The sequence below is a fragment of the Bacillus sp. AY18-3 genome, assembly GCF_008042305.1.
GTDB lineage: Bacteria > Bacillota > Bacilli > Bacillales > Bacillaceae_G > Bacillus_A > Bacillus_A wiedmannii.
In genome coordinates this window covers 181,392-207,236 of record NZ_QKQR01000008.1, presented here as the reverse complement: position 1 = coordinate 207,236, position 25,845 = coordinate 181,392, and the positions used below count along the sequence as shown (strand labels likewise).

Sequence of the window (25,845 nt, the reverse complement as noted above, 5' to 3'; positions counted from 1 at the left end):
ACTTTTATTGATTTGTCAAAGCATAAGGGGGAGAGAGCATGATTACATTACAACGTACACCGTTATTTGATGTATACGCGAAGTATGGTGGAAAAACAATCGACTTCGGTGGTTGGGAATTACCAGTTCAATTTTCAAGCATTAAAGAAGAACATGAAGCTGTACGTACGGCTGCAGGTTTGTTCGATGTGTCTCATATGGGAGAAGTTGAGGTAAAAGGTGTAGATAGTTTAGCATTTTTACAACGTGTTGTTACAAATGACGTTTCTACCTTAAAGGTAGGAGGCGCACAATATACAGCTATGTGCTACGAAAATGGTGGTACAGTAGATGATTTATTAATCTACAAACGTGGTGAAGAAGACTATTTATTAGTAATCAATGCATCAAATATCGAGAAAGATTACGAATGGTTAGCTAGCCATGTAATTGGCGATGCGACAGTAGTCAATGTTTCTAGTGAAGTTGCACAGCTTGCAATTCAAGGTCCAAAAGCAGAAGGCATTTTACAAAAAGTTGTGTCAGAAGATTTGAAAGAAATTAAGTTCTTTAAATTTAAAAACGATATTCTTGTAGATGGAATTCCAGCACTTGTATCTCGTACAGGTTACACAGGTGAAGATGGATTTGAAATTTACTGTAAGAGTGAAGATGCTGCAAAACTTTGGGAAAAACTTCTTGAAGTTGGAGCAGAAGAAGGCTTAAAAGCATGTGGTTTAGGTGCTCGCGATACACTTCGCTTCGAAGCAACATTACCACTTTATGGTCAAGAATTATCAAAAGATATTACACCGATTGAAGCTGGCATCGGCTTTGCGGTAAAACCAAATAAAGAAGCAGACTTCTTTGGAAAAGAAACGTTAAAAGAGCAAAAAGAAAACGGTGCGCCTCGTAAATTAGTCGGCATCGAAGTAATCGAACGTGGAATTCCTCGTACACATTACCCTGTATTTATTGGAGAAGAAAAAATCGGGGAAGTAACGAGTGGTACACAATCTCCAACGTTAAAGAAAAGCATTGGTTTAGCACTAATTGATGTAAAATACGCAGCAGTTGATACAGAAGTAGAAATTGAAATTCGTAATAAACGCGTCAAAGCAGTAGTTGTTCCAACACCATTTTATAAACGTTCAAAGTAACGGGGAGAGGGGTAGATTTCATGTTGCATCGTTATCTTCCAATGACAGAAGAAGACAAAAAAGAAATGTTACAAACGATCGGCGTTCAAACGATCGATGAGTTATTCTCTGATATTCCAGAGAGTGTTCGTTTTAAAGGGGATTTAAAAATTAAAGAAGCAAAATCAGAGCCAGAGCTTTTAAAAGAGTTAACTCAAATGGCTAGTAAAAATGCTAACTTAAAAGAATACGCTTCTTTCTTAGGAGCAGGTGTATACGATCATTACGCTCCAGTAATTGTAGATCACGTTATCTCTCGCTCGGAATTTTATACAGCTTACACGCCATACCAACCAGAAATTTCACAAGGGGAATTACAAGCAATCTTTGAATTCCAAACAATGATTTGTGAATTAACAGGAATGGATGTAGCAAACTCTTCTATGTACGACGGAGGTACAGCTTTAGCTGAAGCGGCAATGCTAGCAGCTGGCCATACTCGCAAAAAGAAAATTCTTGTATCTAGTGCAGTTCATCCAGAATCAAGAGCAGTACTTGAAACGTATGCAAAAGGTCAACATCTTGAAGTTGTTGAAATTAATCATAAAGATGGTGTAACAGATTTAGACGTATTACAAAGTGAAGTAGATGATACAGTTGCTTGTGTAATCGTTCAATATCCAAACTTCTTCGGACAAGTTGAAAAATTAGCTGATATTGAAAAAATCGTTCATCAACAAAAATCATTATTTATCGTTTCTTCAAACCCATTATCATTAGGCGCATTAACACCACCAGGAAAATTTGGTGCTGATGTTGTAATCGGTGATGCACAACCATTTGGTATTCCAACGCAGTTTGGTGGACCACACTGTGGTTACTTTGCAACAACGAAAGCATTTATGCGTAAAATTCCAGGACGTCTTGTTGGACAAACTGTAGATTCAGATGGTAAACGTGGATTTGTATTAACGTTACAAGCACGTGAACAGCATATTCGCCGTGATAAAGCGACGTCTAACATTTGTTCAAACCAAGCGTTAAATGCATTAGCAGCATCAGTTGCAATGACGGCACTTGGTAAACAAGGTGTGAAAGAAATGGCACGTCAAAACATTTCTAAAGCACAATATGCAAAACGTCAATTTGAAGCGAAAGGCTTCACTGTAACATTTGCTGGACCATTCTTCAATGAGTTTGTTGTAGATTGCAAGCGTCCAGTGAAGGAAGTAAACGATGCATTATTACAAAAGAATATTATCGGCGGTTACGACCTAGGCCGTGATTATAAAGAGCATGAGAACCATATGCTTGTAGCAGTAACTGAGCTTCGTACAAAAGAGGAAATTGACACACTTGTAAACGAAATGGGGGCTATCCAATGAAGAATCAAGACCAAGCACTTATCTTTGAAGTGAGTAAAGAAGGACGCATAGGATATAGCCTACCAAAATTAGATGTAGAAGAAGTGAAACTAGAAGATGTGTTTGAGAGCGATTATATTCGAGTAGAAGATGCAGAGCTACCAGAAGTATCTGAACTTGACATTATGCGCCACTATACAGCACTTTCAAACCGTAACCACGGTGTAGATTCTGGATTCTATCCACTTGGATCTTGTACGATGAAATATAATCCGAAAATTAATGAGAATGTAGCTCGTTTCGCAGGATTTGCAAATATTCATCCATTACAAGATGAAAAGACAGTACAAGGTGCAATGGAATTAATGTACGACTTACAAGAGCACTTAATTGAGATTACAGGTATGGATACTGTTACATTGCAACCAGCAGCTGGTGCACACGGAGAATGGACAGGCTTAATGTTAATTCGTGCATACCATGAAGCAAATGGTGACTTTAACCGTACGAAAGTAATTGTTCCTGACTCTGCTCACGGAACGAATCCAGCATCTGCAACTGTAGCTGGCTTTGAAACAATTACAGTAAAATCAAATGAACATGGTCTTGTTGACTTAGAAGATTTAAAACGTGTTGTAAACGAAGAAACAGCAGCACTTATGTTAACAAATCCTAATACATTAGGTCTATTCGAAGAAAATATTTTAGAAATGGCAGAAATCGTCCATAACGCAGGCGGTAAATTATACTATGATGGTGCAAACTTAAATGCGGTATTAAGCCAAGCGCGCCCAGGAGATATGGGATTTGACGTTGTGCATTTAAACCTTCATAAAACATTTACAGGTCCTCACGGCGGCGGTGGCCCAGGTTCGGGTCCAGTAGGTGTGAAAGCTGATTTAATTCCGTACTTACCAAAACCAATTTTAGAGAAAACGGAAAATGGCTATCACTTTAACTATGATCGTCCAGAAGCAATTGGACGCGTAAAACCATTCTATGGTAACTTCGGAATTAACGTTCGTGCATACACATACATTCGTTCTATGGGTCCAGATGGACTACGTGCAGTAACGGAGTATGCGGTATTAAATGCGAACTATATGATGAGAAGATTAGCACCATTCTATGATCTTCCGTTCGATAGACATTGTAAGCATGAGTTTGTATTATCAGGTCGTCGCCAAAAGAAACTTGGCGTACGTACATTAGATATCGCAAAACGCCTGCTTGATTTCGGTTACCATCCACCGACAATTTACTTCCCATTAAATGTGGAAGAATGTATTATGATTGAGCCGACAGAAACAGAATCAAAAGAAACATTAGATGGTTTCATTGATAAGATGATTCAAATTGCTAAAGAAGTAGAAGAAAATCCAGAAGTTGTACAAGAAGCGCCACATACAACGGTAATTAAACGTTTGGATGAAACATTGGCCGCTCGTAAACCAGTTTTACGTTATGAAAAGCTAGCTCCTGTACAAGTTTAATTAGAATAACAAAGGAAGAACTCGCTATATGCGGGTTCTTTTTTTTGTATGGAGAATTTGTCCCGCGATTTGTGGGCTGATAATCAATGGGGATGAACAAAAATCCCCCGCTGATTAAAGTTTCACTTTATGCAGAACTAGTGAAGAAAATGTTAAAATTTTATATTTTTTGTTTCATAATGGTGTAAAGAAGTAGTTTCATAGGTGATTTTGTTGAAAAAGTCAGTTTGATAAAAGTATTTATTTTTGTTAGAATTTTATTGAAATTAAGAAGATGCAATGAGATAGGAATGACTCATTTTTATGTATATGTGAAAAAACGAGCAAGTTGGGGGTGAAAATGTGGGATATCGGTGTTATAGAATGATATACCATTTAGAAAACGGAAAAACGATTAAAGATGTAAAAGAATTTTGTTATCGAGATCAAGGAAAAGTATTAGAAAGAGTAGCACATCGTGTAATGGATAATAGAGAAGTGACGGCAATTGATAAGAAAGGAACAATCATTTCAATAGCATGTGAGGACATTGTAAAGGTGGAACTTGATTACATAACAGAAAGTTAACCTTGAGTCATATCGAATTATTCGATACAATATACTGTTGAATGGTGACGAGAGAAGAGAGGAGTTTATTATGGGTAGTACAAGACACTTTTATATGTTTATCTTAGCGTTTGTTCTTGTTGTAGCATTAACGATTTATTTAATTGTTGATAGCACTTGGTACAACACAGTTCATCCGGCGTTCCTTCTGTTTATGTATGTAGGAATTGCGGTAGTGAGTTTCGGAATGAGAGATGAGATGTTAGATCGCTTTGAAAAGTGATACATATACGAAAGACCAACAGGAAAATGTTGGTCTTTTTTTCTTGCCGAAAATAGGATGGTGTGTATATACTGTGTATATAAGGTATATACAGTATATACACACTGGAGGAAAACATGAATATTATTATTTCGAATTCTTCCCAAGACCCTATTTATGTACAAATAAGAAAACAATTAAGCCAGCTTATTTTAAATGGTGGTTTAAAGGGTGGAGACCAATTACCGTCTATTCGTAGCTTAGCGAAGGAATTACAAATTAGTGTAATTACAACGAAGCGTGCGTACGAGGAGCTTGAAAAAGAAGGATATATAGAAACTGTTGCTGGGAAGGGGACTTATGTTTCACGTAAAAATAATGAACTACTAAAAGAACAAAGGCTTCGTCTATTGGAAAGTAAAGCGGAAGAGATTGTAAATGAAAGTAAAGCGTTGCAGCTTTCACTTGAAGATTTACAGCAGATGATTGCGTGTTTATATGAGGGGGAATAAGAGATGTTAGAGCTAAAAAATGTTTGTAAAAGTTATCAAGATTTTGCAGTGAAAAATATAAGTTTTACGTTACCACGCGGATATATTATGGGATTTGTCGGACCGAATGGCGCAGGGAAAAGTACGACAATCAAAATGATTATGAATTTAATTCGAAAAGATAGCGGCGATATAAAAATTTTTGGCAAAGACAATAAGAAAGCTGAAAAGGAAATAAAACAAAATATTGGTTTTGTATATGATGAAAATCATTACTACGAAGATTTAACGTGTGAACAAATGAAACGTATTATTGCACCATTATATAAAAAGTGGGACGAAGAGCAGTATCAATCGTATATGCACAGATTACAAGTTCCGAAGTATAAAAAAATTAAAGAACTATCAAAAGGGATGAAAATGAAATTTGCGATTGCTATCGCACTTTCACATCACGCAGAGTTTATCATTATGGATGAACCGACAGCAGGATTAGATCCAGTTGTTCGAAGTGAATTACTTGATATTTTGCAAGAAATTGTAATGGAGGATGAAGTATCTGTATTATTCTCAACGCACATTACAACAGATTTAGAGCGCATCGCAGATTATATTACGTTCATCAATGATGGAGAAATTATATTTACTGGTGAGAAAGATGAACTAATGGAGAACTACGTAATAGTAAAAGGAAGTAATGATTTATTAGACCGAGAAGGAAACGAATTATTTGTTGGATTACGAAAAAATAAATTTGGTTTCGAAGGTTTAGCGAAGGATAAACAAGCAATTATCGATTGGTTTGGAAATGAGGTTGTACTAGAAAAGCCTACATTAGATGATATTATCGTTTACACCGCAAAAGGGAGAGGTGCCTGTGCGTCAGCTCATATATAAAGATTTGTTCTTTTTTAGGGTAACGTGGTTAGTGAATCTAATTATGCCTCTTGTATTATTTATGTTAGATCCAAGTGGTGAATTGTTATTTTCGATGAGTTGTCTATTTATAACCCTTTCTTCCGTTATGACGTTAACTTTTATGGATGAAAGGAATAACAGTGACATTATTATAAATAGTTTACCGGTAAGCCGAAAGGATATCATAATTGCTAGATATGTTTCCAGTGCAATATTTATTGTTGTTGGCATACTCTCTACGATGTTAGTTGTTTTTCTTGTAAGAGGCATTGTGGTCATTGGTGATATCGGTGCCTATCATCCGAATCTATACATTGAAATTCCATGGTATGAAGTAATAAATGGAGCTGTTTACGCCGTATTTTTTGTTGTAACATTCTTTCCTAGTTATTATATTACAAGGTCAAAGATAGCACGAAGTATAGTGTCAGGAGCATCAATGGCAGTTGGTGGAATTGCTTGGATATTCATAGGAGATGGATTGGATGAAACAACACCTTCATTCATGGAGTGGATTATGAATCCTATGCATATTGGTGTATTTATAGTTGGATTCATTGCATTAGTCAGTATTTATATCGCTTCTATGTTTCTTACAATTAAAATTTATGAAGCACGTGATTTGTAGGGGAGGAATTGTATGCAACAGTTAATTTTGAAAGAGTTTTTCTTACAAAGAAAAATGTTTCTTATCTATTTAATCTTACCAATATACGGAGCATTCCAAAACACTATAGAACCATTTCAATTAGCATATGTTTGTTTTGCTATATGTCTTTTGATGATTTCAATCTCTTTATCAAATGAGGAGAAAAATAGTACGGAAAAAGTGTTAGTAAGTCTACCTTTTACTAGGAAAGATCTTGTCATTGCGAAATACATATCGACACTATTATTTATGGCATTCAGCTTAATCATTACATTCGTTTTCTTTGTACTACCTGTATTTGTATTAAAAGAAAATATAAATATTCCTTGGTATGCAGCATTTATAGCTATTTTCTTTTCTATTCTGTATGCTGTTATGATCCTTCCCATAAAATATAGTGAGGATAAGCGAATGGTTACTATGTTGGGATTAGTTATGCTTTTTCCTATAATAGGCTTACTAGGATTTATGTGCAATATATTTACGGATGAAAGGCTTATGCTAATAATTTTTCGAACTTCCGATGTGCTATTAGTCATAAGTATTTTAAGTATAGGCGCTTGTGTAAGTTATTTAGCTTCAATGTTTGTAGCTATTGTGAGTTTTAAAAAGAAAGAGCTTTAATCCTTCTTATATAAAAACTAATAAGTGATGTTAAGGAATTGGTTTAGTGAGGTGTAATACATGATCAAGTAACTAGTTTTAAAAGATATGATGTTGCAAAGAAAGTTGGGATTTATTAGTTTTATATGTTTGTTTTTCCTTACAATTGTTGATTTTGGTAGCGAAAATCTTCTTTTGAAGCTTAGCATATCTATACCTATCCTTGGAACAATATGGTCGACGAGTTATGAGGCTAGAAGTAAGAGTGAAAAAATATTAAATAGTTTACCGTTTGATCGTAAAGACATTGTCGTAGCAAAATACATATTTGTAAGCATTTTAGTTTTTTTAGGTGTGGTTTTCTCACTTTTAGTTGGTCTAATTCAGTTGCAAAATGAACATATAAATGGATTTATGCTGTGGGGAGCGATTCTTGGCGGAATAACGGGAGGATTGGTTTATAGCACGATCGTACTTCCAATTGAATTTTCGGTAGAATATAGCAGTTCGAAACAGGGTGCTTATTTTATGGGAATTATAGTTGGTGGATTAAGTGGATTGATTGTAAGTAAAGTATGGTTAGATGTAGAGAATGCTTGGAGCACGAGTTTAGTCGTAAATGTTTGTTTTATAGCTGGACTTCTTATTTTGTATGTTATGTCCATGTTACTCTCAATTAACTTATACAATGAGCGTGATTTATAAGGAGGGAGCGATTGTGAAGCAACTTATAATAAAAGACTTTATCGTGCAATGGAAATTTTTAATTTGGTACATACTGTATCCTGTTTTCTTTTATATGGCCTTAACAGATACGGAAAATTTATTCATCATTATGTCAGTAATTATTACAGTTGGGGCAACGGTAAAAACATTTGAAGAGGATAGTAAAAATAAGAGTGAAGTCATCTTAAATAGTTTGCCAATATTAAGAAAACAGGTTGTGTATGCGAAATATATAGTAGCAATTATTATTCTTTTTATAAGCGTAACGGTCGGTTGTTTCACGATGGGAATGAAGAATGGGGTTAACCTATTTGGATTTATTGAAACGACAATGGTTGCTAGTATTAGCTTTATTTTAATGTATTTAAGTTTTATTTTACCAATATCGTTTTGGTTAGCGTATAAAAAAACTATTTTTATTGCGATTTTTATACTAATAGCACCTATGGCGGTTTCTTCTATTTTCTTTGGAATCAACCTAGAACAAATTCAACTATATAACAGTGTGTTATTTGTTAGTTCAATATGCATGTTCATAGTATCTGTCTTCGTTTCAGTGAAGTTGTATGAGAAGAGAGAATTTTAAAAGGTGCCTTATATAAGGCACCTTCTTCAATAACGACAATATGAAAGTAAGAGTTTATAAACAGAGAGGCTGTTTGGTACAACATCTTTTGGAGTATGTAATATAAAGCTGAAAACGATAACGAGAATGAGAAAGAGGAAAAATAAAAATAGGATCTGCTTATGTATAGAATTTTGCATATTATCCACTCCTTTTTTAGGTAGTATGTCCAAAAGAAAGGAGTGTATGAAAAATGTTAGGGGGAGAATGATGAACAAAAGAAAATGGTTATATAGAATAGGGATATTTTTATTTTCAATCGGTCTCATTTTAGCAAATTTTTACTCAGATATCCCATCACCATTTCCTAACTTGCATAAAGGGATTGGTATAAGTATTGTCATAGTTGGTCTTCTTTGTCTTATCACATCAAACTTCTACAGAAAGTCTGAATGAATATAAAAAAGGACAGTTACTCTTTTTCAGAAGTACTGTCCTTTTTAAATAATTTATTCCATAGTTTGGCGATACTCCATATAATGACGATTGCAATGGAGCCAATAACTGACCAAGCAATAGATGCAATTTCAAGTGCCATGCTAGGAAGGAAGGTAAGAATGGATACTATTTTATGAAACAACCATTCTATTATATGAAAACTGATTTGCAATAGAATGACACTCCCGAGTGTAATCCATGCTAACATTTGTTTTCCTTTTTCTTTCCACATGACATTCACCTCACGTTAGCTTAATAGTTTTAAGCCAACAGCGCCGCATAGAATGCAACTTAAGAAGGCAAGACGACGCCAATCCGCTGATTCGCGGAAAATAAGAATACCTAGAAGTGCACTTCCCGCAGTTCCGATTCCAGTCCAAATCGCGTAAGCAGTTCCCATCGGTAACGTGTTCATCGCAAGGGATAAGAAGAAGAAACTTACGCCGAAGTTAGCGATTAAAATAACTTTTGGTGCCCAGCCTTTCTTTTCAGTGGCTACTTTCATAAAGAGTACACCAATAATTTCACAAATACCAGCTAGAATTAAAAATACCCAAGCCATTTTATGCGGCCTCCTTCGCTTCTTTTTCTTCTGTTACTCGTTTTAGCCCAATTACTCCGAAGAAGATTAAACCGATTAATAAAACTTTTACAATAGAGAAAGGTTCTCCGAAGACGAAAATCTCTGTAAGAACGATCCCACCAGCTCCAATTCCTGTAAAGACTGCGTATACAGTGCCGACAGGTAAATCTTTATAAGCTCTAAATAATAAGACGAAACTAATTGTAATTAATAACGCAACACCAGCCCATTCAAGTGGTGCCTCCGCTTTTTTAAGTCCAATAACCCAAAAGATTTCAATAATACCAGCTATGATTACATAAATCCATGCCATATGTCATTTCTCCTTCCTACCAGTCGTTAGGTAAAGGGCTTAAAAACGACGCATTGCAAAGGAGCAATCCGTCAGTTTGAAAGACCTCGCCAAAATACTTGCCAAGAGGCGTTTAAACGAGTCTCAAAGCGATTTAAACCTGCGAATAGTAGTTCCACCATAAGTCCGTCCAGTAAGCATAGAAAAGCTTCTAGAGCGTCTTTTACTTCAATGTTATGCAGTTCACTTTGCTCGTTTGCCTGTTTAAATATAGGGAATAAAAGTTTTCCGACGTTTTCAATGTGTGCATTCGCTTTTTCGATAATTTGTACGCGGAATGCATCAGGCGGAAAATAAGAAGTTCGTAACCAAAACATTGATTCTTCACTTTCACCAAATCGTTTTGCGTAGCCCTTTAGTAACTGTAAGAGCAATTCTTCAGTAGACGAATTTGAAAATTTTTCGATATCGTCTGTGAAGCTCTGTAAATCTTTTTGAAGAGCAGATTCTAAACATATAAAATATAGCTCTTCTTTTCCTTTAAAGTGTGCGTAAATCGATGGTTTTTTAATCCCAACTTCTTGAGCAATATTTGCCAATGAAGTTCCTTCGTAGCCGTAGCGTGCGAAATGAGAAAGTGCTACAGCTTTAATGCGGTTTGCTGTCATTTTCATCCCCTACCTACCGTTCGTTAGGTTCATTATATGAGATGGAAAATATAAAGTCAATAGGTGAAGAGCTGAAAAAGAGCGCTACAGGTAACGCTCTTTTTTTAGACAGTATCTCGCTCAATTAAATGGAATGAAAGCTCTTCTGCCTTCCCGGCAATTTGCTCGCTTTGGATTTGTTTATGGAATAAAGAAAAAGCATGTGAGCCCATTGCGAGACCGGGGTGTTCAATTGTGGAAATTTCTAACGCCTTTGAAATTTCATGATTATCAAATCCAAGGATAGCAAGTTCTTCAGGGACTCGAATGCCATGTTTTCGCGCCTCTGTTAATAAACCAGCTGCAACTTGATCGTTCGCTGTAAAAATAGCGGTTGGGCGATTTTTCATGTTTAAAATGCGATGAAGTATTTTTGCGCCATCCTGCATCGTATAGCATTGATGAAAAATCCAATCTGGATGTACCGTTTTACCTTCGTTATGCAGCGTATCAGCAAATGCTTTTTCGCGCTCCATAGAATTTGCACTCGTTTTTCTTGCTAAACAGATTCCGATTTTTTCATGGCCTTTACTGAGTAAATAGGCAGTGCCGAGACGGAAGCCTTCATAGTGATCTACGTAGACGGATGAAATGAGGGGATGCTTTATCTTTTCACATGAAATAATAGGGGCAAATTTTGCGAAAGGTTCAATTTGTTCCCAAGAACTCGTTCGAGAGCAAATAATAATTCCGTCGAATTGTTTCATTTTCATCATTTCAAGAACACGAATCTCTTCGAGGCTATCGTAATTTGTTTGACATAAATTAATGTGATATCCAGCTGTTAACGCTTCGTTTCCGATTCCTTCAATAATTGTACTGAAGTATGGAAGATTAATGAAAGGGAGCATAACCCCGATTGTATATGTTTTTCCCTTTATTAAATGAATAGCATTTATATTTTTTGCATAGTTCAATTCTTCAACAGCATCTAGAACACGCTTACGTTTTTCTTCTTTTACGTAAGGGTGATTATTAAGGACGCGGGAAACAGTTGATATGGATACACCAGCAGTTTTTGCAATTTGTTTTATATTGGCCATATGTATCACCTCTTTCCCTTATTATAAAGGGAAAATAATAAGAATGAAAAAATCTTGACCTGAAAAGCTTTTCACAAACTATGTTATAAATAAGGCTTCTTTTTATTCGCGTAACCTTTTTATTTGGGCGTAAGAATGATAGGGGGCTTTTTTGCGTCTATAAAAGAAGTTTTGTCAAAATGTGTGAGAATAACGTGGAAAGTTTTCAAAGGGGGAGTTTGTTAATGAAGCGAATATGAATAGCATACAAAGTGAAACTTTAATCAGTCGGGCATCTCCCGCGGGTTATTAGCCCCACCAATCGGGCATTAACGCTTTATTCATAAAGAGAGCGGTATGAAGAAAGGGCGGAAACAAATTGAAAAAAAGAATCATTTGTTTCGTGTTTTCTAGTCTAGTGCTAAGTTCATGTTCGTTTCAGCAAACGATGCAAGAAGAAAAAAACTTTGTGGGAACAACAGGGGGAGTGATGGATCGTGTTACGGATCCTATTCCGCTAAAGGAGCTTCCGAAATATTTTCCGGTGAAATTTAAAGTTCCGGAGTTTTTACCGTATGACATTACGAGTGATGTGAAGGGGGAAGTCAGAACGATTGGGAAAAAGAACACTGTTTTAATGATTAAATATAAACAGCGGGAGCCAGGTAGAAATGAGTATATTGAGTTAAATGTTGCGAACTTTCCTTATAGTTTTCCGGATCTCGTGGAAGAGAAACGATTTCAAGAACAAATGAAATTGAATAGTGGAGCATTCGCTTATTTTAAAAATAAAGATGACTCTGGGCGAGGAGATGAATTCGCTACGCTTATTTGGAAAGAGAAAGGACTTGAATATCAGCTGCTGTATCGTAATGCACAAGAGAATGATAAAGATGTGATTAAGCAAAATTTATTATACATTGCAAATAATATGGAATGAAAAAACTAGCTGAATGATTCAGCTAGTTTTTGTATGTTATTATTTCTTTTTAATTTTTCCAGTCCACGTTTTGAATCCACCTTGTAATTGGTAGAAATCTTTGTAGCCTTGTTTTTTTAAGTATTGAGCTGCACGACCAGTACGGAATCCGCTTTGGCAGTATAAGTAAACTGGTTGATCTTTGCGAAGTTCTTTATGACGAAGGCGAATTTGTGATAACGGAATGTTACGTGCGCCTAAAATATGTCCTGCAGTATATTCGTCTGCTTCGCGAATATCGATAAGCTGTGCTTTACGGTAGCCAGCGCGAAACTCTTCTTCTGAAAGTGTTTTAATTAATTTTCTCTGATAGAAATACATCCATACAGTGTAGCCGATGAACGCTACGATTACGGCTAATAAAATAATCCAAGTTGTTGACACGGTTCTATCGCTCCCTTTTTTCTTATCCTACTTTCAATATTATAATGCCCGTATGTATTTATGCAACAGATTCATTTGCATATAAGAAGAAATTTCGTATTCTTTCACAAATTTTGTCGAATTTGGTAGACTAGAGAATGTGAAAAATAATTGGTTATATGAGGTGCAGGATGGGAAAAGAAAAATGGTGTTATATTAACTCTGGTCAATGTTCACCGGCATTTAATATGGCGTTAGATGAATGTTTATTAAATTGGCAAAGTGAAAAGAAAATGCCACCAACCATTCGTTTTTATGAATGGGAAGTACCAACATTAACAGTTGGGTATTTCCAGCGTGTTGAAAAAGATATTAATATGGATGTAGTTAACGAAAAGAAATATGGATTCGTTCGTCGTCAAACAGGCGGCAGGGGTGTACTACATGATAAAGAATTAACGTACAGTGTTATTGTGTCTGAAGATCATCCAAATATGCCAAAAACAGTTACAGAAGCGTATCGTATTATTTCGCAAGGTTTATTAGACGGTTTTAAGGCATTAGGATTAGAAGCATATTATGCAGTTCCAAAAACAGAAGCAGACCGTGAAAATTTAAAAAATCCACGTTCAGGAGTATGCTTTGATGCACCATCTTGGTATGAAATTGTAGTAGAGGGAAGGAAAATCGCAGGTAGTGCTCAAACACGTCAAAAAGGTGTGATTTTACAGCACGGATCGATTCCGTTAGAAATAGATTTAGATGAATTATACGATCTGTTTTTATTCCCGAATGAACGTGTAAAAGAGCGTATGAAGAGTATGTTCTCTTCTAAAGCGGTAGCAATTAATGAATTAACAGACCGTACGTTTACAATTGAACAGCTAATTAAAGCGTTTGAGGTTGGGTTTGAAAAAGGATTAGATGTAGAGCTTGTTCCGTATGAATTAACAGAAGAACAGTTACATGAAGTGCAAACATTAGCAAAAGAGAAGTATGAGAGTAAGGAATGGAATTATAAAAAATAAGAGGTGGCAATTGCCACCTCTTATTATTTTATAGTAAATTAAGTACTTTTTCTACTTTGATTCCTTTATCTTGTAAAGAACGAAGGCGATTTACAACGTCCATAATTTCTTTGTCAAATGTAACGCTAATACCTTGGCTTTGTAGTTCTTTTTTTAAGCTTTCAATAGAATCATCTATGTCGATGCCAAGCTCGTAATCTTGACAAACTTCAATTGTCTTTTTCACAAGTTTCACATAATTTTCTTGTAGTTTTGTATTTGTTTCAGTCAAAGCAGGTTGCTTCGGTTTTGCAGGAGCGACCGGTGCTGTCTCTTGCTTTGTAACTGGAGTTGGTGCTGCTTTTTTCACAGGTGCTGGAGTAGATAATTCCACAGCTGCTTCTACACTTACTGGCTTCGGTGTCGGTACCGGAGTAGGTTTAGATGCTGCAGGTGTTTCTACTCGCGTAACAGGTTTTGGAGCAGGTGTAACTGCTTTTGGAGCTTCTACAACTACTTCTTTTTTCGGAGTAGCTTCTACAACAGTTTCTTCTTGCTCAGCAGCTTCTTTATTTTCTTTGCTCCACATAACGCGTTCAACTTCTAGAGAAACATTATTTTTGTTCATCGCTGTTAATGTAACTTTACCAACCTCAGCGTTCCCAGTGAAATCAACAATTTTATAAATAACACTCTTGTTCCAATCCACGTTTCCGCTCAAAAATAATTCTTCGTTACATTTCGGCGTTAAGCCCTCGATTTTAATTTCTGCGTTTACACCGTTTTCACTATATACCATAATTAGCGAAGCATTTACATCTTCGTCTGCTAACATTAGTTCACGTACCATTTTGCCGGTGCGTACTTGCGTTTTCTTCTTAACTGACATTTAATTTCTCCTCTCAAAAATTCAGTAATAATAAAAAAATCGTATAACGAAAAATAATTGCTCACGAAGATTTATGATACCGATAATAAAAGCATCACGTCAACAATTAACTTTAATTATTTTGCATTTTTCTTATTTTCTTTATGAAATTTTTCAATTTGTAAAATTAGACAGAAGAAAAACAGCCTTTTGAAAGGCTGTTAAAAATTTGATTTTTTATATAGTAATTTATATAAAACAAAAAATAAGATAGCGATTAAGGCGTTTTGCCAAAAGGTTAGATGATAAATGAGATAAGGTTGTTTTTTAAAATAAATATTTAAGAATATAGCGGAACAAAATGGGATAGCAAATGCGAATCCAAATAGAATTCTTCTTTTCCAATTCATTTTCTGATCAAAGGAGTACCGCTTTAATAAATATAAAATGAATAGTATACCTAGTATAATTATTGAAACCGACAAAGTAGTTCCAAGGATACTAAAAGGTGGACTTATTATTTCGGTGTTCTTTTCAAAAAAGAAAATGAAAAGAGAAGCAATGGTGTCCATTCCAAACTGTATAGTGAGAAGTAAGCTAATAACAAAGCCGATTAAAGAAGTTTTTTCTAACATTGTTTGAACCGGCAAAGCCGATATGAGTTCATCACAATAAGATTGTAAGTCATCACCAAAAATGTCATAAGCATTTTTATTTTCTGTTTGTGCTTCGATGAGATGGTCTAATATTTCTAGTAATAGTTCTTCTACTTGTTGTTCTGGCACGTTAGATAAACGAAGATAAACTAACATATCGCTATAAACAACTTCATTTTCAGGTGTTAGAAGTTCGCGTTTTTTGTTGTTCAATTTAATCATGTCTTGCGCATTCATCCTCATCACTCTCCCTGTAATAAATTGTTCACCGTTGTTGAAACCATTCCCCAGCTTTGTTTAAATTCTTCAAGCTGTTCTAATCCTTTATCGGTTACGTGATAATATTTACGTTTTGGACCGAGTGAGGAGGCTTTTAATGTTCCTTCAATCAATTTTTCTTTTTGCATACGTAACAATAACGGATATATGCTTCCTTCGCTTACGAATGTAAATCCGTGTTTATTTAATTTTGTACTCAGTTCATATCCGTACACTTCTTCTTGTGAAATGATGTATAGGATGCAACCTTCGAGCACACCTTTTAACATTTGGCTGTGCATGATTTCACCACCTTTTACTCAGGTAACTTGCGTTGCAAGGTAGCTGTTATCCAAATTATAACATTCAGTAACTTGCAACGCAAGTTACTGAAGTGGAAAACTTTAATGAGTGTTAATTTTTCATCGTTTCCCATACTAACGAGAGGAGGGAAGTATATGAAACCATTTATGCCAAAACTCGTTTACTTTGAACCGAAGGCACTCGAATATCCGCTTGGAAAAGAGCTGTATGAGAAGTTTACGAAGATGGGATTAGAAATTCGTGAAACGACATCCCATAATCAAATTAGAAATTTGCCAGGTGAAAATGACTTGCAAAAGTATCGTAATGCAAAGGCAACACTTGTCGTTGGGGTGAGGAAAACATTAAAGTTTGATACGTCAAAACCGTCAGCTGAATATGCAATCCCGCTCGCAACGGGGTGTATGGGACATTGTCATTATTGCTATTTGCAAACAACACTTGGGAGTAAGCCTTACGTTCGCGTGTATGTCAATCTTGATGAAATATTTGAGAAGGCAAAGCAGTATATGGATGAAAGAGCACCAGAAATAACAAGGTTTGAAGCGGCTTGTACATCAGATATTGTTGGAATTGATCATTTAACACATGCATTAAAGCGGGCGATTGAATTCATTGGAGAAAGTGAGCATGGGCGTTTACGTTTCGTTACGAAATATTCGCACGTTGATCATTTATTAGATGCAAAACATAATGGGAAAACTCGTTTTCGATTTAGTATTAATTCACGGTATGTAATCAAAAATTTTGAGCCGGGGACATCACCTTTTGAAGAACGAATTGAAGCAGCTCGTAAAGTAGCAGGTGCGGGTTATCCACTTGGGTTTATAGTTGCGCCACTTTATATGCATGAAGGATGGGAAGAAGGATACCGTGAACTATTTGAGCGACTGTACAATGCGCTAAAAGATTTGTCGATACCGAATTTAACATTTGAATTAATTCAACATCGCTTTACAAAACCAGCAAAAAAGGTCATTCAAGAGCGTTATCCGAATACGAAGCTTGAAATGGATGAAGAGAAGCGCAAATATAAATGGGGACGATATGGCATCGGGAAATACGTATATAAAAAAGATGATGCAGAAGTATTGGAAGAAACGATTAGAGAATATATTCATCACTTTTTTCCTAACGCAGAAATTCAATATTTTACATGAAAAGAACTTGTACTGGAATGCAAGTTCTTTTTTCTTTTAAATATTTAGGCTTGTTTTCAACTTGTCACGTTATTCTTTCTGGTGTATCATTTTATTGATTGCTTCGTACGGAATGAGCAAAATGAAATTGGATGGAGGAAACCGATGCCTACCCCTAGTATGGAAGATTATATTGAACAAATTTATTTGTTGATTGATGAAAAGGGTTATGCCCGCGTATCTGATATTGCTGAAGCGCTGAGTGTACATCCATCCTCTGTAACAAAAATGGTGCAAAAATTAGACAAAGATGAATATCTAATTTATGAAAAATATAGAGGGCTTGTATTAACATCAAAAGGTAAAAAAATCGGAGAGCGTCTCGTATACCGTCATGACTTGCTAGAGCAATTTATGCGTATTATCGGTTTGGATGAAAGTAAAATTTACAATGATGTAGAAGGAATTGAACATCATTTAAGTTGGGAAGCAATTGACCGCATTGGTGATCTAGTGCAATATTTTGAACAAGATGAGGTTCGAGTGGAAACACTTCGTGGCGTTCAAAAAGCAAATGAAGAGAAAAGTAATTAAGGGGGAACGTATGTCGTTTCCTTTTTTATTTCAACCGAAAAGGATGGGGAAATTATGAAAGCAATTATTTTTGATTTTGATGGATTAATTGTGGACACAGAAACAATATGGTTTCACTCTTTCAGAGACGCCGTTCGTGAGTACGGTGGGGAGTTACCTTTAGAGGAATTTGCAAAATGTATTGGAACGACAGATGATGTACTATATGCATATTTAAATGAGCAATTAAAAGAGAAGTTTAACAAGGATGCATTAAAAGAAAAAGTGAAAACTTTACATAAAGAGAAAATGAAAATACCAGAAGCTCGCGACGGGGTAAAAGAATATTTAGAGGAAGCGAAAGAAATGGGATTGAAAATCGCATTAGCTTCCAGTTCATCTAGAGAATGGGTTACTTCTTTTTTGGAAGAGCTACAAATTCGAGATTATTTTGAAGTCATTAAAACAAGGGAAGATGTTGAGAAGGTAAAACCGGATCCAGCACTTTATCGAATTGCGATAGAAGATTTAGGGATTGATCCGTCTGAAGCTGTTGTATTTGAAGACTCGTTAAACGGATTAAAAGCAGCGATTGCAGCAGGATTAAAGTGCGTTGTTGTACCTAATGATGTGACACGGAATTTACCATTTGAAAATCATCATCTTCGAATTGAAAGTATGAAAGATAAAAGTTTGAAAGAAGTACTACAAAATATAAAAAAAGACCGTATTTCCTAAAAGGAAGCACGGTCTTTCTTTTTGTTTTTTTTACCTTCAATGACAGTTAAATGAGATTGTTTTCTTTTTCGCTTCAAAGTGGAAGGAGCGCCTTTCTTACCTTTGTCATTAGAAGCGTTTGATTTCAAGAAAGAATTGCTTAGGGGTGCTACAATTTGTTTCCCATGTTTGCGGTTCGATTGTTTCGCTGCACGCTTATAAGAGCTTTGCGAATTTGCAGAACCACTAGAATTTGTAAACATCTTGTATAGCAAATAAAAGATACCGACAACAAGTAACATGTACCCAATATTTCTTAATACACCCATTGGATTTGTAATGACAGATGAGACAAGGCCGAATATTGCTAATCCGATAATAAGCATAACTATAGCGAATGTAAACGAACGACCGTTCATAAGGGACACCTCCTAAAAACATATATTAAAATTAGTATATTAACGATGAGGAAAGGAGTTGAACACCAATTTTAAATAATTATTGTTTGTTTTCTAAACGTAATAATTCTTCAAACGATGCAATGGCTACTTCCACTTGATCATCTGTTGGTTCTTTCGTTGTTAATAGTTGCAGCCATAATCCGGGATATCCAAGTATGCGTAATACTGGAATATCGCGTAATCGATTTGTAAATTGTAACACTTCAAAAGAAATGCCGAGAACGACTGGAATTAATAAAATTCGGTTTACGACTCTGGCCCAAAGTGGATCTGTAGGGACAAGGAAATAAACAAACATTCCAATAATGACTGTAAATATAATAAAGCTACTGCCACAGCGATAATGAAGGCGAGTTTGTTTTTGAACATTTTCTACAGTCATTGGAAGATTATTCTCATAGGCATTAATTACTTTATGCTCCGCACCATGGTACTGAAATACCCGCTTAATAAGTGGGGTTAAAGAAATAAAGTATATATAGCTCAATAATAGCATGAGCTTAATGACACTTTCGACAATGATTTGCCCTGTATGAGAAGGGAAAATCGGTCTCGTTAATTCGGCTAGTAGTGCAGGAACTGCTGTGAAAATGACTTTACCGAATATGAAAGATAAAACGCCAACTGCTGCAACTCCTAATACCATCGTTAATTTCGATTGTTCTTCTTTGTTATTTGCAATTTGTTCGTCTTCTTCTGGGTGGACATCAAATCGTTCTGAAGCAAAGTTTAAATGTTTTGCTCCATTCGCACTTGCATCCACAATAGCGGCAATCCCTCGTAAAAATGGAATTTTTTTCAGGATAGATAATGCTTTATTACGAACGCGTGGTAATCGATAAAATTCAATCGATTTGTCTTTACGACGAACCGCTGTAACAGTATATTCTCTACCGCCAAACATAACTCCTTCTATGACTGCTTGCCCGCCATATATTTGTTTTGACTCTTCTGCCATGTTAACACCAACCTGTATTTGTTTCTCTCTTATGTAGAAAAAGAGGCAATTGTCATACTGGGTTCTGTCATTTTGAAATAAGACAATCACCGAGTTTCCTTTATTTTATCGACAAATACAAGTATATGACAAGGAAAAATGTTACGAGAGTCGGACATTTCTTATTCTTTTTATAGACAAATTTCGCAGTATTTAAACATGGTTCAAAATAGTTTCGGGCATACTATTGAGCGGAGGTGTCGATGTGAGTCAAGAACAATTAGGAACAAGGAATTTTGTACAAATTGGTTTATTTGGTGGAATCTTTTGGGGGGGGATATGGTATTTCCTTCATATATTTTCATTTACGGAAGCAGGACCGAACTATTTACTTTTACCATTTGCCTTTGGAAGCTGGAAAGAAGGGGTATGGGGCAATGTGTCAGGAATTGTTTGTATGGGACTACTTTCGATTTTAATTGCCTTTTTGTATAAAGCGTTTTTGGCAAAGTTTGAAGGAATTATTCCAGGGATGATTTATGGGCTATTTTGGTGGGCGTTACTATTTTTCGGAATGGGATTAATAGCGCCTGCCATTAAAAGTGCACTCCATTTACCGAAAGAAACAATTGTGACGACGATATGTATTTTTATATTGTATGGTGTGTTTATAGCATACTCTGTTTCCTACGCAGTAAATACCAATAAAGCTGAGCGAGAAGGGGAAGAGAAGACAAACTATTCAAATAAGTGACTCCTATGTTAAAATGTTGTATAGATATTTAATATTAAGGAGTTTTAAACATATGAAAAAGGTACTCCTCGTAAACGGTCCTAACCTAAATCGCCTCGGTGTCAGGGAGGTAAATGTATATGGAAAGGGCACGCTAGCGACACTTGAAGCAGATATGAAGCAAGAAGCAGAAACAATGGGAGTGGAGTTAGAATGTTTCCAATCGAATCATGAAGGTGCGATTATCGATCGTATTCATGAGGCGGAAGATATATATGAAGGGATCATTTTAAATCCTGGAGCATTTACGCATTATAGCTATGCGATTCGAGATGCAATTGCGAGCATTTCGATTCCTGTTATTGAAGTACATATTTCTAACATTCACCAGCGTGAGTCGTTCCGTCACGAATCTGTGACGGCAGCTGTTTGTGCGGGACAAATTGTTGGATTTGGTTTTTATGGCTATAAGTTAGCGTTATTTGCATTAATGGAGAAATTGAGGGAGGCATAAAGTAATGGAGAAAATCGAAAGAGTAAGAAGTGCATTTGATGAGGCTGGTATTGACGGTATTTTGTTAACAAATGAACATAGTCGTAGATATATGGCTAACTTCACAGGAACAGCTGGTGTTGTACTGATTTCGAAAAATCGTGCTCAATTTATTACAGATTTCCGTTATGTAGAGCAGGCTAGTAAACAAGCGGTTGGATACGAGATTGTACAGCATGCAGGATTAATCATTGATGAAGTTGCAAAGCAAGTGAAGGAACTGGGAATTCAAAAGCTTGGCTTTGAGCAAGATACTCTTACATATAGTTCTTATTCAGCGCATAAAGAAGTAATCGATGCTGAATTTATCCCAACTTCTGGGCTTGTAGAAAAGTTACGCTTGATAAAGACTGATTCAGAGATTAAGATATTAAAGGAAGCTGCACAGATTGCAGATGCTGCCTTTGAACATATTCTATCATTCATTCGCCCGGGAGTATCTGAAATTGAAGTGTCAAATGAACTTGAATTTTTCATGAGAAAACAAGGAGCAACATCTTCTTCGTTTGATATTATCGTTGCTTCAGGTCTTCGTTCGGCATTACCGCACGGCGTGGCATCTGAAAAAGTGATAGAAACAGGAGATTTCGTTACATTAGACTTCGGCGCTTATTACAAAGGATATTGTTCTGATATTACTCGTACGATTGCAGTTGGTGAACCATCTGATAAATTGAAAGAAATTTATAATATCGTTTTAGAAGCACAATTACGTGGTGTGAACGGTATTAAAGCTGGTTTAACAGGCCGTGAAGCGGATGCGTTAACGCGCGATTACATAACGGAAAAAGGATATGGTGAATACTTTGGACACTCTACTGGTCATGGAATTGGTCTTGAAATCCATGAAGCACCAGGTTTAGCGTTCCGTTCTGATACAGTACTTGAACCAGGAATGGCTGTAACAGTAGAACCAGGTATTTATATTCCAGGTATTGGCGGCGTACGTATTGAAGATGATATCATTGTAACAAGTGAAGGTAATGAAGTAATTACGAAATCACCAAAAGAACTTATTATTTTGTAATATACAGGAGGATTTTTTTACATGATTTCAGTAAACGATTTTCGTACAGGTTTAACAATTTCAGTGGACAATGCCCTTTGGCAAGTAATGGATTTCCAACACGTAAAGCCAGGTAAAGGTGCTGCATTCGTTCGCTCTAAACTACGTAACCTTCGCACAGGATCTGTTCAAGAGAAAACATTCCGTGCAGGTGAAAAAGTAGAAAAAGCACACATCGAAAACCGTCGTATGCAATACTTATACGCGAGCGGTGAGTCTCACGTATTTATGGATAACGGAACTTACGAGCAAATCGAACTTGGTGAAAACCAAATCGAGCGCGAACTTAAATTCCTAAAAGAAAACATGGAAGTATCTATTATGACATACCAAGATGAAGTACTTGGTGTTGAACTTCCGAACACAGTTGAATTAAAAGTGTCAGAAACAGAGCCTGGTATTAAAGGCGATACAGCTTCTAACGTAACAAAACCAGCTACATTAGAAACTGGTCTTGTTGTACAAGTACCAATCTTCATTAACGAAGGCGAAATGCTTATCATCAACACTGGTGAAGGTAAATACGTTTCTCGTGCATAGTAGAAAAGCACTCGTGATCATCACGAGTGCTTTTTTTTATAGGAAATAGGGTAGATAGTAAATAGCAGTGATAATAAAACTAACTAAAACAAGTGAAAGAGTACCCGCCATATATGGAGTGAAAACAATTTGAAATGGTTTTATTTCGCCAGTCAGTGTTTTACTTATTGCGTGATCCGTAATGTTGTTTCTATGAGTATTCATAATAATTAACCACATAATTGCAAATATCGCTAAACTACCAAGGAAAAAGGTCTCCATAAATGACCAACCGACCAATTTTGAAAAAAGATAAATAAGAGCTAATTCTACTACGACTGTTAAACTAATTTTTACTACCTTCATATTTTTCCTTCTCCTTTTGTAGGTCTAGCCAATTTAGAAATTTTTCACGTGACACGACATGTAGTACACAAGAAGATTTTACTTCATTCTCTAAGGCAGAATGTTCACCAGGGAATCTATCTTCCACATGCAATGAAATATAAGGCAGTTTTTCTTGTGCTTTTAACGAGCGGACATTATTCGTTTTAGCTCCAGCAAATACGTAGGAAAGTTGTAAGTCCCAAAAAGCAATTTTAAAGATTTCTTTTTTAGCAGCCTCATTATATCCTTTTCCCCAGTATGGATAGCCGAGCCAACTACCAATGTGAGATTGTTTCTTCTCATAATTAATATGTTTAAGTGTGGTGAGACCAATTATTTCGTTTTCTTCATTTACAATCATTCTCGATAAAGACCTCTTTTGGCGCTCTTCTTCTATTGCGAAAAGAAGAAATGCTTTCGTGTCTTCGATCTTTTCTACTTTTATTCCTAATGCATTTTTTATGTGTGGATCACTTGATAGCTTGAAAATCACATTTGCATAGCGTAAATCGAGTGGTACTAAAGTAACGTGTTGCATCGTCTATACCCCTTTTAAATTAAATATACCATAAAATAATATGAATATTCAGATTTAATAAAAGTGTTAGAGAAAAGTTATGTTTTTAATTCTGAAATAGACAACCCCTGCATATGGTTGTACAAATATATTCTTTTTTGGAATGTAGCAATAGTAACCGTTATGGGAGAAGGTGGGAGAATGAAACAGTGGCTAGCGGCAATGGAAACATCCGTGCTTGTAATGGGGTTACTTCGGTTGTTTTCAGGTAGCGCGGAAATATTCGCCGCTTTGCTTATGCTTTATGTGAATGATGCGAAGAAAGCATTGTTTATAAATGGTATGTTGGCGTTTGTTGGACCGACCGTATTAATTTTAACAATGACAATAGGCATAGCGAGTGTGGCAAGTGAGATTTCTTTCTTGAAACTCTTTTTTCTAGCGCTTGGAATTGGCTGCATTTTTATCGCGTTGTTGAAATAGTAAGTCGAGTATAGTGGGGAGAAGCTGATGAAAGAAGTATTAGAAGTTTTACCGAAAACGATGAAGCAGCTAGTGGAAAGTTGTAAGCAATACGATGCTCTAGAGGAAATTCGTGTTCGAATTGGGAGACCGCTAGAGTGTATTGCTCATGGCGAAGTGTTTTTTTATGACTATATCGTTACAGCAGAGGATGCCATTTACTTATTGAATAAGTTAAGTCAATTCTCAATTTATACGATGGAAGAGGAATTAAAACGTGGGTATGTGACACTTCGAGGAGGACATAGAATCGGCTTAGCTGGAAAAGTCATTACAGAAAAAAGCGCAGTGAAAATGATTCGAGATGTCTCTTCCTTTAATATTCGTATCGCTCGTCAAAAAATAGGAATTGCTGAACCACTTTTGCCGTATTTGTATGAATCACGATGGTTAAACACGATGGTAATTGGCCCACCGCAAACGGGGAAAACAACACTTTTAAGAGATGTAGCACGTTGCATGAGTCAAGGTGTAAGTGCTTCGAAAATTCCTTCTTGTAAAGTGGGGATTGTTGATGAGCGGTCAGAAATTGCAGGCTGCGTGAAAGGTATTCCGCAATATGACTTCGGCACACGAGTAGATGTGTTAGACGCATGTCCAAAAGCTGAAGGAATGATGATGATGATTCGTTCTATGAGTCCAGATGTTTTGATTGTAGATGAAATTGGACGTAAAGAAGATAGTGAAGCAATTATGGAGGCGGTGCATGCTGGGGTTCAGCTTTTTATAAGCGCACATGGATTTTCTTATGATGATGTTGTGAAACGTCCATCACTAAAAGCGGTGCTGGAGCTCGGTATATTTGATAGGTTTGTGGAGCTATCAAAAGCAAGAGGGCCAGGAACAGTTATGCAAGTAAAAGATAAATATGGAAAATCGGTATTACCTCATAGAAAGGCTGAGGGCGTATGGTAAAAATATTTGGTGCAGTGTTAATCGTTGCGGTCAGCACCTTTTTCGGATTTTCATACGCTAAAAGATACAGTGAGAGACCAAGGCAACTTAGATTATTAAAAGCGGCACTTCAATCATTAGAGGCAGAAATTATGTATGGGCACACACCTTTGTCTGAAGCTGCCGAGCGATTAGTGAAACAAATGCCTAAGCCGTTAAATTGGATATTTCAAAGTTTTGCTAGAAGGCTAGAAGGCGGAGAACAAACTGTAAGAGAAGCTTGGATAGATAGTTTGAAAGAAAATTGGAAGCTAACAGCATTTCAACAAACTGAGTACGAAATTTTGCAGCAATTTGGCGAAACGCTCGGACAACATGATCGAGAATCACAACAAAAACATATTCGCTTATGTATTACACATTTAGAGAGAGAAGAAGAGGAAGCGAAAGCATTACAACTGCAATACGAAAAAATGATCAAGAGCTTAGGGGTACTAGCGGGTCTACTTATCGTAATTTTACTGCTATAGGAGGG

At 36.2% G+C, this 25,845-nt stretch carries 37 protein-coding genes; 24 read left to right on the top strand and 13 right to left on the bottom strand.

The annotated features are described in order from the left end of the window. Positions 1 to 38: 38 nt before the first annotated feature. From gcvT to DM800_RS08610, 12 genes are all read left to right on the top strand, one after another. Positions 39 to 1,139 carry a glycine cleavage system aminomethyltransferase GcvT gene (gene gcvT / locus DM800_RS08665; RefSeq protein ID WP_000631766.1) on the top strand — a complete coding sequence of 367 codons (1,101 nt, stop codon included), beginning with the start codon at positions 39 to 41 and terminating at the stop codon, positions 1,137 to 1,139. A gap of 20 nt (positions 1,140 to 1,159) precedes the next feature. Continuing rightward, positions 1,160 to 2,503 (top strand): aminomethyl-transferring glycine dehydrogenase subunit 1, encoded by a 1,344-nt coding sequence (gcvPA, locus tag DM800_RS08660; RefSeq protein ID WP_000903246.1) that lies wholly within the window; start codon positions 1,160 to 1,162, stop codon positions 2,501 to 2,503. Next, positions 2,500 to 3,975 (top strand): aminomethyl-transferring glycine dehydrogenase subunit 2, encoded by a 1,476-nt coding sequence (gene gcvPB, locus DM800_RS08655; RefSeq protein ID WP_000795689.1) that lies wholly within the window; start codon positions 2,500 to 2,502, stop codon positions 3,973 to 3,975. The genes gcvPA and gcvPB overlap by 4 nt, the downstream gene beginning before the upstream one ends. 363 nt (positions 3,976 to 4,338) lie before the next feature. After that, positions 4,339 to 4,542 (top strand): DUF3929 family protein, encoded by a 204-nt coding sequence (locus DM800_RS08650; protein WP_000639158.1) that lies wholly within the window; start codon positions 4,339 to 4,341, stop codon positions 4,540 to 4,542. 70 nt (positions 4,543 to 4,612) lie between these two features. Further along, positions 4,613 to 4,804: a hypothetical protein gene (locus DM800_RS08645; protein ID WP_000535935.1), complete on the top strand. Its 192-nt coding sequence runs from the start codon at positions 4,613 to 4,615 to the stop codon at positions 4,802 to 4,804. Positions 4,805 to 4,920: 116 nt separating this feature from the next. Next, positions 4,921 to 5,295, top strand: a complete 375-nt coding sequence (locus DM800_RS08640; protein WP_001021351.1) for a GntR family transcriptional regulator — start codon at positions 4,921 to 4,923, stop codon at positions 5,293 to 5,295. Between the two features lie 3 nt (positions 5,296 to 5,298). Next, positions 5,299 to 6,171 carry an ABC transporter ATP-binding protein gene (locus DM800_RS08635; RefSeq protein ID WP_147786722.1) on the top strand — a complete coding sequence of 291 codons (873 nt, stop codon included), beginning with the start codon at positions 5,299 to 5,301 and terminating at the stop codon, positions 6,169 to 6,171. Then, positions 6,152 to 6,820: an ABC-2 transporter permease gene (locus tag DM800_RS08630; protein WP_147786721.1), complete on the top strand. Its 669-nt coding sequence runs from the start codon at positions 6,152 to 6,154 to the stop codon at positions 6,818 to 6,820. Before DM800_RS08635 ends, DM800_RS08630 begins: the two co-directional genes overlap by 20 nt. Before the next feature lie 12 nt (positions 6,821 to 6,832). Beyond that, positions 6,833 to 7,465 carry an ABC-2 transporter permease gene (locus tag DM800_RS08625; protein WP_088064399.1) on the top strand — a complete coding sequence of 211 codons (633 nt, stop codon included), beginning with the start codon at positions 6,833 to 6,835 and terminating at the stop codon, positions 7,463 to 7,465. 87 nt (positions 7,466 to 7,552) lie between these two features. Next, positions 7,553 to 8,149, top strand: a complete 597-nt coding sequence (locus DM800_RS08620; protein WP_147786720.1) for an ABC-2 transporter permease — start codon at positions 7,553 to 7,555, stop codon at positions 8,147 to 8,149. 10 nt (positions 8,150 to 8,159) lie between these two features. After that, entirely contained in the window at positions 8,160 to 8,756 is a 597-nt protein-coding gene (locus tag DM800_RS08615; protein WP_147786734.1) for an ABC-2 transporter permease, read from the top strand. 249 nt (positions 8,757 to 9,005) lie between these two features. Beyond that, positions 9,006 to 9,191, top strand: a complete 186-nt coding sequence (locus DM800_RS08610; protein WP_048531110.1) for a hypothetical protein — start codon at positions 9,006 to 9,008, stop codon at positions 9,189 to 9,191. Between the two features lie 16 nt (positions 9,192 to 9,207). Here DM800_RS08610 and DM800_RS08605 read toward each other — a convergent pair whose 3' ends face one another. The 5 genes from DM800_RS08605 to DM800_RS08585 all read right to left on the bottom strand — a co-directional run bounded on the left by DM800_RS08605 (position 9,208) and on the right by DM800_RS08585 (position 11,858). Beyond that, positions 9,208 to 9,465, bottom strand: coding sequence for a DUF3975 family protein (locus tag DM800_RS08605; RefSeq protein ID WP_147786719.1), 258 nt, complete (start codon positions 9,463 to 9,465; stop codon positions 9,208 to 9,210). A gap of 15 nt (positions 9,466 to 9,480) precedes the next feature. Continuing rightward, positions 9,481 to 9,795 (bottom strand): DMT family transporter, encoded by a 315-nt coding sequence (locus DM800_RS08600; protein WP_000312623.1) that lies wholly within the window; start codon positions 9,793 to 9,795, stop codon positions 9,481 to 9,483. A 1-nt stretch (position 9,796) separates the two neighbouring features. Then, a complete protein-coding gene (locus DM800_RS08595; RefSeq protein WP_000312344.1) occupies positions 9,797 to 10,129 on the bottom strand; it encodes a DMT family transporter in 333 nt (110 codons plus the stop codon). A gap of 71 nt (positions 10,130 to 10,200) precedes the next feature. Then, on the bottom strand, positions 10,201 to 10,782 hold the full coding sequence (locus DM800_RS08590) for a TetR/AcrR family transcriptional regulator (RefSeq protein ID WP_002107720.1): 582 nt from the start codon (positions 10,780 to 10,782) through the stop codon (positions 10,201 to 10,203). Positions 10,783 to 10,880: 98 nt separating this feature from the next. Next, on the bottom strand, positions 10,881 to 11,858 hold the full coding sequence (locus DM800_RS08585; protein ID WP_147786718.1) for a LacI family DNA-binding transcriptional regulator: 978 nt from the start codon (positions 11,856 to 11,858) through the stop codon (positions 10,881 to 10,883). Between the two features lie 382 nt (positions 11,859 to 12,240). On the opposite strand from DM800_RS08585, the gene DM800_RS08580 reads away from it, so the two are divergent. Further along, positions 12,241 to 12,777, top strand: coding sequence for a DNA polymerase III subunit delta (locus DM800_RS08580; RefSeq protein WP_147786733.1), 537 nt, complete (start codon positions 12,241 to 12,243; stop codon positions 12,775 to 12,777). A gap of 39 nt (positions 12,778 to 12,816) precedes the next feature. On the opposite strand, the gene DM800_RS08575 is transcribed toward DM800_RS08580, so the two are convergent. Further along, positions 12,817 to 13,200, bottom strand: a complete 384-nt coding sequence (locus DM800_RS08575; RefSeq protein WP_000108656.1) for a rhodanese-like domain-containing protein — start codon at positions 13,198 to 13,200, stop codon at positions 12,817 to 12,819. A 170-nt stretch (positions 13,201 to 13,370) separates the two neighbouring features. Here DM800_RS08575 and DM800_RS08570 point away from each other — a divergent pair, with 170 nt between their 5' ends. Beyond that, complete coding sequence (locus DM800_RS08570) at positions 13,371 to 14,207, top strand: lipoate--protein ligase family protein (RefSeq protein ID WP_000514071.1); 837 nt, start codon at positions 13,371 to 13,373, stop codon at positions 14,205 to 14,207. Positions 14,208 to 14,235: 28 nt separating this feature from the next. Here the strand turns inward: DM800_RS08570 and DM800_RS08565 are convergent, their stop codons facing one another. From DM800_RS08565 to DM800_RS08555, 3 genes are all read right to left on the bottom strand, one after another. Then, positions 14,236 to 15,075, bottom strand: a complete 840-nt coding sequence (locus DM800_RS08565) for a hypothetical protein (RefSeq protein WP_000111931.1) — start codon at positions 15,073 to 15,075, stop codon at positions 14,236 to 14,238. A 200-nt stretch (positions 15,076 to 15,275) separates the two neighbouring features. Further along, positions 15,276 to 15,947, bottom strand: coding sequence for a DUF1129 family protein (locus tag DM800_RS08560; protein WP_147786717.1), 672 nt, complete (start codon positions 15,945 to 15,947; stop codon positions 15,276 to 15,278). 5 nt (positions 15,948 to 15,952) lie between these two features. Next, positions 15,953 to 16,270, bottom strand: a complete 318-nt coding sequence (locus DM800_RS08555; RefSeq protein ID WP_000556083.1) for a PadR family transcriptional regulator — start codon at positions 16,268 to 16,270, stop codon at positions 15,953 to 15,955. 156 nt (positions 16,271 to 16,426) lie between these two features. Here DM800_RS08555 and splB point away from each other — a divergent pair, with 156 nt between their 5' ends. The 3 genes from splB to DM800_RS08540 all read left to right on the top strand — a co-directional run bounded on the left by splB (position 16,427) and on the right by DM800_RS08540 (position 18,742). Further along, positions 16,427 to 17,452: a spore photoproduct lyase gene (gene splB / locus DM800_RS08550; RefSeq protein ID WP_137010964.1), complete on the top strand. Its 1,026-nt coding sequence runs from the start codon at positions 16,427 to 16,429 to the stop codon at positions 17,450 to 17,452. A 144-nt stretch (positions 17,453 to 17,596) separates the two neighbouring features. Continuing rightward, the gene (mntR, locus tag DM800_RS08545) at positions 17,597 to 18,025 is read left to right on the top strand and encodes a transcriptional regulator MntR (protein WP_001143071.1); all 429 of its coding nucleotides are present in this window, start codon (positions 17,597 to 17,599) and stop codon (positions 18,023 to 18,025) included. A 54-nt stretch (positions 18,026 to 18,079) separates the two neighbouring features. Then, the gene (locus tag DM800_RS08540; RefSeq protein ID WP_048546402.1) at positions 18,080 to 18,742 is read left to right on the top strand and encodes an HAD family hydrolase; all 663 of its coding nucleotides are present in this window, start codon (positions 18,080 to 18,082) and stop codon (positions 18,740 to 18,742) included. Here DM800_RS08540 and DM800_RS08535 read toward each other — a convergent pair. After that, positions 18,739 to 19,140, bottom strand: a complete 402-nt coding sequence (locus DM800_RS08535; protein WP_147786716.1) for an SA1362 family protein — start codon at positions 19,138 to 19,140, stop codon at positions 18,739 to 18,741. The genes DM800_RS08540 and DM800_RS08535 overlap by 4 nt on opposite strands. Before the next feature lie 79 nt (positions 19,141 to 19,219). After that, positions 19,220 to 20,140, bottom strand: a complete 921-nt coding sequence (locus tag DM800_RS08530) for a DUF1385 domain-containing protein (protein ID WP_000807116.1) — start codon at positions 20,138 to 20,140, stop codon at positions 19,220 to 19,222. 244 nt (positions 20,141 to 20,384) lie between these two features. On the opposite strand from DM800_RS08530, the gene DM800_RS08525 reads away from it, so the two are divergent. The 4 genes from DM800_RS08525 to efp are packed head-to-tail and all read left to right on the top strand — an operon-like array spanning position 20,385 to position 23,011. Next, a complete protein-coding gene (locus tag DM800_RS08525) occupies positions 20,385 to 20,873 on the top strand; it encodes a YqhR family membrane protein (protein ID WP_000076890.1) in 489 nt (162 codons plus the stop codon). Positions 20,874 to 20,925: 52 nt separating this feature from the next. Next, positions 20,926 to 21,366: a type II 3-dehydroquinate dehydratase gene (aroQ, locus tag DM800_RS08520; RefSeq protein ID WP_000757087.1), complete on the top strand. Its 441-nt coding sequence runs from the start codon at positions 20,926 to 20,928 to the stop codon at positions 21,364 to 21,366. 4 nt (positions 21,367 to 21,370) lie between these two features. Further along, entirely contained in the window at positions 21,371 to 22,432 is a 1,062-nt protein-coding gene (gene pepQ / locus DM800_RS08515; RefSeq protein WP_048562330.1) for a Xaa-Pro dipeptidase, read from the top strand. 21 nt (positions 22,433 to 22,453) lie between these two features. Continuing rightward, positions 22,454 to 23,011, top strand: a complete 558-nt coding sequence (gene efp, locus DM800_RS08510; protein ID WP_000626521.1) for an elongation factor P — start codon at positions 22,454 to 22,456, stop codon at positions 23,009 to 23,011. A 36-nt stretch (positions 23,012 to 23,047) separates the two neighbouring features. Here the strand turns inward: efp and DM800_RS08505 are convergent, their stop codons facing one another. Continuing rightward, a complete protein-coding gene (locus DM800_RS08505; RefSeq protein WP_147786715.1) occupies positions 23,048 to 23,356 on the bottom strand; it encodes a hypothetical protein in 309 nt (102 codons plus the stop codon). Further along, entirely contained in the window at positions 23,337 to 23,915 is a 579-nt protein-coding gene (locus tag DM800_RS08500; RefSeq protein ID WP_147786714.1) for a GNAT family N-acetyltransferase, read from the bottom strand. The genes DM800_RS08505 and DM800_RS08500 overlap by 20 nt, the downstream gene beginning before the upstream one ends. Before the next feature lie 180 nt (positions 23,916 to 24,095). On the opposite strand from DM800_RS08500, the gene DM800_RS08495 reads away from it, so the two are divergent. From DM800_RS08495 to spoIIIAB, 3 genes are read left to right on the top strand one after another with little or no spacing between them, the layout of a single operon-like run. Then, positions 24,096 to 24,377, top strand: coding sequence for a YqhV family protein (locus DM800_RS08495; RefSeq protein ID WP_000816054.1), 282 nt, complete (start codon positions 24,096 to 24,098; stop codon positions 24,375 to 24,377). A gap of 27 nt (positions 24,378 to 24,404) precedes the next feature. Then, entirely contained in the window at positions 24,405 to 25,331 is a 927-nt protein-coding gene (gene spoIIIAA / locus DM800_RS08490; RefSeq protein ID WP_088064391.1) for a stage III sporulation protein AA, read from the top strand. Then, complete coding sequence (gene spoIIIAB / locus DM800_RS08485) at positions 25,325 to 25,840, top strand: stage III sporulation protein SpoIIIAB (protein WP_000238693.1); 516 nt, start codon at positions 25,325 to 25,327, stop codon at positions 25,838 to 25,840. The genes spoIIIAA and spoIIIAB overlap by 7 nt, the downstream gene beginning before the upstream one ends. Positions 25,841 to 25,845: the final 5 nt, after the last annotated feature.

Bases quoted from the DNA above. Each gene is read 5' to 3' on its own strand.
- DM800_RS08645 (WP_000535935.1), top strand. From the start codon at position 4,613: ATGGGTAGTACAAGACACTTTTATATGTTTATCTTAGCGTTTGTTCTT.
- aroQ (WP_000757087.1), top strand. From the start codon at position 20,926: ATGAAAAAGGTACTCCTCGTAAACGGTCCTAACCTAAATCGCCTCGGT.
- spoIIIAB (WP_000238693.1), top strand. From the start codon at position 25,325: ATGGTAAAAATATTTGGTGCAGTGTTAATCGTTGCGGTCAGCACCTTT.
- DM800_RS08605 (WP_147786719.1), bottom strand. From the start codon at position 9,465: ATGTGGAAAGAAAAAGGAAAACAAATGTTAGCATGGATTACACTCGGG.
- DM800_RS08535 (WP_147786716.1), bottom strand. From the start codon at position 19,140: ATGAACGGTCGTTCGTTTACATTCGCTATAGTTATGCTTATTATCGGA.
- DM800_RS08590 (WP_002107720.1), bottom strand. From the start codon at position 10,782: ATGAAAATGACAGCAAACCGCATTAAAGCTGTAGCACTTTCTCATTTC.
- gcvT (WP_000631766.1), top strand. From the start codon at position 39: ATGATTACATTACAACGTACACCGTTATTTGATGTATACGCGAAGTAT.
- mntR (WP_001143071.1), top strand. From the start codon at position 17,597: ATGCCTACCCCTAGTATGGAAGATTATATTGAACAAATTTATTTGTTG.
- DM800_RS08585 (WP_147786718.1), bottom strand. From the start codon at position 11,858: ATGGCCAATATAAAACAAATTGCAAAAACTGCTGGTGTATCCATATCA.
- gcvPA (WP_000903246.1), top strand. From the start codon at position 1,160: ATGTTGCATCGTTATCTTCCAATGACAGAAGAAGACAAAAAAGAAATG.
- gcvPB (WP_000795689.1), top strand. From the start codon at position 2,500: ATGAAGAATCAAGACCAAGCACTTATCTTTGAAGTGAGTAAAGAAGGA.
- DM800_RS08570 (WP_000514071.1), top strand. From the start codon at position 13,371: ATGGGAAAAGAAAAATGGTGTTATATTAACTCTGGTCAATGTTCACCG.
- DM800_RS08640 (WP_001021351.1), top strand. From the start codon at position 4,921: ATGAATATTATTATTTCGAATTCTTCCCAAGACCCTATTTATGTACAA.
- DM800_RS08555 (WP_000556083.1), bottom strand. From the start codon at position 16,270: ATGCACAGCCAAATGTTAAAAGGTGTGCTCGAAGGTTGCATCCTATAC.
- DM800_RS08565 (WP_000111931.1), bottom strand. From the start codon at position 15,075: ATGTCAGTTAAGAAGAAAACGCAAGTACGCACCGGCAAAATGGTACGT.
- DM800_RS08505 (WP_147786715.1), bottom strand. From the start codon at position 23,356: ATGAAGGTAGTAAAAATTAGTTTAACAGTCGTAGTAGAATTAGCTCTT.
- DM800_RS08495 (WP_000816054.1), top strand. From the start codon at position 24,096: ATGAAACAGTGGCTAGCGGCAATGGAAACATCCGTGCTTGTAATGGGG.
- DM800_RS08540 (WP_048546402.1), top strand. From the start codon at position 18,080: ATGAAAGCAATTATTTTTGATTTTGATGGATTAATTGTGGACACAGAA.
- efp (WP_000626521.1), top strand. From the start codon at position 22,454: ATGATTTCAGTAAACGATTTTCGTACAGGTTTAACAATTTCAGTGGAC.
- DM800_RS08635 (WP_147786722.1), top strand. From the start codon at position 5,299: ATGTTAGAGCTAAAAAATGTTTGTAAAAGTTATCAAGATTTTGCAGTG.
- splB (WP_137010964.1), top strand. From the start codon at position 16,427: ATGAAACCATTTATGCCAAAACTCGTTTACTTTGAACCGAAGGCACTC.
- DM800_RS08650 (WP_000639158.1), top strand. From the start codon at position 4,339: ATGATATACCATTTAGAAAACGGAAAAACGATTAAAGATGTAAAAGAA.
- spoIIIAA (WP_088064391.1), top strand. From the start codon at position 24,405: ATGAAAGAAGTATTAGAAGTTTTACCGAAAACGATGAAGCAGCTAGTG.
- DM800_RS08600 (WP_000312623.1), bottom strand. From the start codon at position 9,795: ATGGCTTGGGTATTTTTAATTCTAGCTGGTATTTGTGAAATTATTGGT.
- DM800_RS08595 (WP_000312344.1), bottom strand. From the start codon at position 10,129: ATGGCATGGATTTATGTAATCATAGCTGGTATTATTGAAATCTTTTGG.
- pepQ (WP_048562330.1), top strand. From the start codon at position 21,371: ATGGAGAAAATCGAAAGAGTAAGAAGTGCATTTGATGAGGCTGGTATT.
- DM800_RS08560 (WP_147786717.1), bottom strand. From the start codon at position 15,947: ATGAATGCGCAAGACATGATTAAATTGAACAACAAAAAACGCGAACTT.
- DM800_RS08500 (WP_147786714.1), bottom strand. From the start codon at position 23,915: ATGCAACACGTTACTTTAGTACCACTCGATTTACGCTATGCAAATGTG.
- DM800_RS08610 (WP_048531110.1), top strand. From the start codon at position 9,006: ATGAACAAAAGAAAATGGTTATATAGAATAGGGATATTTTTATTTTCA.
- DM800_RS08530 (WP_000807116.1), bottom strand. From the start codon at position 20,140: ATGGCAGAAGAGTCAAAACAAATATATGGCGGGCAAGCAGTCATAGAA.
- DM800_RS08625 (WP_088064399.1), top strand. From the start codon at position 6,833: ATGCAACAGTTAATTTTGAAAGAGTTTTTCTTACAAAGAAAAATGTTT.
- DM800_RS08620 (WP_147786720.1), top strand. From the start codon at position 7,553: ATGATGTTGCAAAGAAAGTTGGGATTTATTAGTTTTATATGTTTGTTT.